Genomic DNA, 3,886 nt, shown 5'->3' on the forward strand with positions numbered 1-3,886 from the left:
ACGTCAAAGATTTATGAAAGGAATATTTGCTTGGGTGGGATATAAACAGACATCAATTTTATTCGATCGAGAACCCCGGTATCAAGGACAAACTAAATGGAATTACTGGAAATTATGGAATTTTGCCATCGATGGTATTACATCTTTTAGTTTTTTGCCTCTGAAGGTCTGGACCTATGTAGGATTTATCATTGCATTTAAGTAGGTAGGCGTTAAAAGTTGTCAGATGCCCCCCTTATCAAGGGGGGATTAAGGGGGGATCGGCACCCCCCTTATCAAGGTAGGGCTGTTTCATTCTCCCATCAGAATATCAAAAGTAAAAGCGATCACTATCAGGTAAAATGAGGAGTGACCGCCAACCTTTCAAATATATGTTGAGCTTAATAGAAAAACTAAAACAAGTCAAGGACTTTCGGAAAGATAAAGGAAAAAGACACCCTTTATGGATAGTATTAGTAGTAATAATACTGGGAACAATGCTAGGATACTCAGGTTATAGAGAGCTAGGAGAGTTTGCTAAAAATAATCGGCACAGGCTGAGTAAAGAATTTAACATAATTCCAGAAAGAGTCCCATCCTATTCAACAATTAGAAGGGTAATGATGGGAGTTGACTGGCAGAGTTTGTTAAAAATGTTTAACGAATGGGCATTAGAAGAATATGGACAAAGAGATGATATAAATTGGCTAGGAATGGATGGAAAAAGTCTCAAAAACACCCTAAAGAATCCTAATAATGAACAACAAAATTTCATCATGTTTGTCTCATTGTTTAGTCAAGAAAGTGGATTAGTATTACACTTAAAAAGAATCGAAAACAAAAAAGGGTCTGAAATCGACGAAGGGCAAGCTATAATTGAGGATTGCTCTCTCCAAAATAAAGTTTTTACTGGCGATGCTTTACACTGTCAGAAAAAAACAATCAGCTTAATAGCCAAGAGTAAAAATGATTATGTTATCACCGTTAAAGGAAATCAGAAAAATCTTTATCAGCGAATACAAGACCTAAGTAATTCCTCAAAGCCAGAAAGTTGCTTTCTTGAACAAGATAATAGTCATGGACGAAAAATATCAAGAAAAATAGAAGTTTTTAAAGTGAGTAAAAATGAAAGACAAGGGTTTGAAAATCTGCGCCGAATTATTAAAGTAGAAAGAAGGGGTAGTCGCGGGGATAAAACTTATGAGGAAACAGCTTACTATATCAGTAGCCTAACCGAATCCGCCCAAGTATTTGCTAAAATTATTCGAGGACATTGGAAAATAGAAAATCAGTTACATTGGGTAAAAGATGTAATTTTTGAGGAAGATAAAAGCGAGATAAGTGATTTTCAAGCAGCAAGCAATTGGTCAATTCTCACAACTATAGGATTGAATCTTTTCAGAGGTTTGGGTTTTCTCTCAATAACGGAGGGACAGAGGTGGTTAGCTGAACGTTGGGAAAAACTGATAGTTTTATCGACGTAAGAAGCAGAAAAATTAGCTAAATTAACAGGATGTACTCTCAGACAATTTCAAGAGAGATGGGCTTTTAGTGGCTTGAGAACAAGCTTTATCACTTTATTCATAATAAATATTGGCAGAGGATTAAAGATTAATTATTGTGACTAACTCTTTTGGTTAGAAAAAGATAAACTTGAGAATCTTAAGTCAAATTTATTGACTCAAAATCAGCTGTACTTAATTTAAATGAAACAGCCCTAGGGAGTGGGGGGGTGGGGAGAAGGGAGTTTTTTGCTGTGAACAGTGAACAGTGAACTGAAAACTCACATCTGATAACTGATCACTGATCACTGACTAAATCCTGCTATAATTTGGGGGAATAAGTATAAAAATATTAATTGCTCGATCGCTAATTATGGAAGATACCCTGCCGCTTATTTACGTTTCTGGATTGCTAATTTTCGTGATTGGTTTAGGAATTTTTGTCATCGTGCAAATCTTTAAAACCCGTCGAGTAGAAGGAACCTTTAACAAGCTACAAAAGAAATTGCAAAAAGAAAAAGGTACAGCTAAAGATTACTATGAATTAGGGAGTCTTTATCTCGATAAAAAACTCTATGTTCAAGCATTGAGTTTACTACAAAAGGCTTTAAAAATCTCTGGGGAAGAAAGCATCGAACCAGAAAATCAAGCCCTAATCTACAATGCGATCGGTTTTTCCTATTTTGCCCAAGAACAATTAGAATTAGCGATTCGTAACTACAAAGAAGCAATTAAACTTTATCCTGAATACTCTATCGCTCTCAATAATCTTGGCAATGTTTACGAAAAGAAACAAATGGCTAAAAAAGCTCTCGAAACCTACGAAGAAACTCTCAAATTTGATCCTAACAATACCGTAGCGAAAAAGCGAGCCGAATCCCTGCGTAAACGCTTCGCCGAATCGAAATAGTTTTGACTACTGATCAAATTCTTTTTAGAGATCGAAGAATCTTCGATCTCTTTCTTTATTTCAAGCCATAAAACACCACGATTAAAACTGGGGTTAAAATCGTCAAAATTAAATTTAGGGGCGCACCCAAACGGGTAAAATCGAGGAATTTATAGCCGCCTGGTGCATAAACCATGGTGTTAGTTTGATAGCCAATCGGTGTTAGATAACTATTAGAAGCAGCAAAGGTGACAGCATACATAAAAGCCAAAGGATTTAAACCCAAAGTTTTCGCCACTTCTACGGCGACGGGAATCATTAAAACCACGGCGGCGTTATTAGAGAGGATTTCAGTCAAAACTGAGGTAATTAGATAGAAGAAAACTAAGATCCAAAACCCCGAAAGATGGCCGCCGATAGCCACTAAATTATCTGCTAACCATTTAGTCGTTCCCGAGTTATCCATGGCAGTACCCAGGGGAATTAAACCCGCTAATAAAAAGATAATATCCCAACGAATGGAACCATAGACTTCCCCGGGTTTTAGACAGCCAGTAATTACCATTAAAACCACCCCAACTAAACTGGTGACGAGAATTGGTTGAATATCAAAAGCAGCAATAATAATCACCGACAAAGTAATTATTAAAGCAATAATCCCCTTATCCTTTCGCAGGGATTCGATATCTTTTTCTTCTAAGACTAATAATTCTCGCGTGGTTTGTAACCCAATAAAACTCTGTTTTGGTCCCTGAACTAAGAGCAAATCGCCAAACTTTAAAGGAATTTTCCCCAATCTTCCTTGTAGTAATTCCGAACCACGTCTAATCGCTAGAACTGTTGCGTTATAACGCTGACGGAATTTCAAATCTTTTAAAGTTGTCCCAATTAAACGGGAATTAGAGAGAATCAAAACCTCGGCTAATTTTTCCTCACCTGTAGTAATTGTCGATTCAATATCTCCTTTCTGAAATTTGACATCGGCAAAGATTTCTAAGCCTCGTTCATCTTTAATTTTTAATAGTTCTTCCCGACTACTATGAACGATTAAAATATCGCCAGCATTGAGAACTTTATCAGCTAAAGGTTGGGATAAATGTACCTTATTTCTGATTAATTCCAACACATCAAAATTAAACTTTCTTTGTAGTCCACTTTGGGATAAAGTTTGACCAATAAGATTAGAACGAGGGGCAATAATTACCTCACTCAGATATACTTTAGAACCGTAATCATCGTCTAAAAATTCCCCCGTGGAAGATTTGCGATCGGGTAGTAATTTCGGGGCAAAAATTGTTAAATAAATCAAACCTGCTAAAAAAGTTACTACTCCTAAAGCAGTGAATTGAAATAAACTAAATTCCCCATAACCCAGCTTGGCAGAAATACCACTAGCGAGAATGTTAGTAGAAGTCCCCACCACGGTAATCATCCCCGCTAAAACCGTGGCGTAGGAAAGGGGAATTAATAACTTAGAAGGGGAAATTTTTTGTTTTTTACACCAATCTTCAACGAT

The 3,886-nt window shown here is 36.6% G+C and carries 3 protein-coding genes and 1 pseudogene; 3 read left to right on the top strand and 1 reads right to left on the bottom strand.

Features of this window, described 5'->3' with window-relative positions:
- From PX484_RS07565 to PX484_RS07575, 3 genes and pseudogenes are all read left to right on the top strand, one after another.
- Positions 1–199: pseudogene (locus PX484_RS07565) on the top strand (glycosyltransferase family 2 protein); the annotation flags it as partial.
- A 172-nt stretch (positions 200–371) separates the two neighbouring features.
- Positions 372–1,463 (top strand): ISAs1-like element ISMae8 family transposase, encoded by a 1,092-nt coding sequence (locus tag PX484_RS07570; protein WP_288103344.1) that lies wholly within the window; start codon positions 372–374, stop codon positions 1,461–1,463.
- Between the two features lie 391 nt (positions 1,464–1,854).
- The gene (locus tag PX484_RS07575) at positions 1,855–2,391 is read left to right on the top strand and encodes a tetratricopeptide repeat protein (protein ID WP_002801858.1); all 537 of its coding nucleotides are present in this window, start codon (positions 1,855–1,857) and stop codon (positions 2,389–2,391) included.
- A gap of 55 nt (positions 2,392–2,446) precedes the next feature.
- On the opposite strand, the gene PX484_RS07580 is transcribed toward PX484_RS07575, so the two are convergent.
- Positions 2,447–3,886: SLC13 family permease (locus PX484_RS07580; RefSeq protein ID WP_288103346.1), on the bottom strand; the 1,440-nt coding region annotated here is incomplete at its 5' end.

Source organism: Microcystis sp. M49636_WE2, assembly GCF_030065375.1.
Taxonomy (GTDB): Bacteria; Cyanobacteriota; Cyanobacteriia; order Cyanobacteriales; family Microcystaceae; genus Microcystis; species Microcystis aeruginosa_C.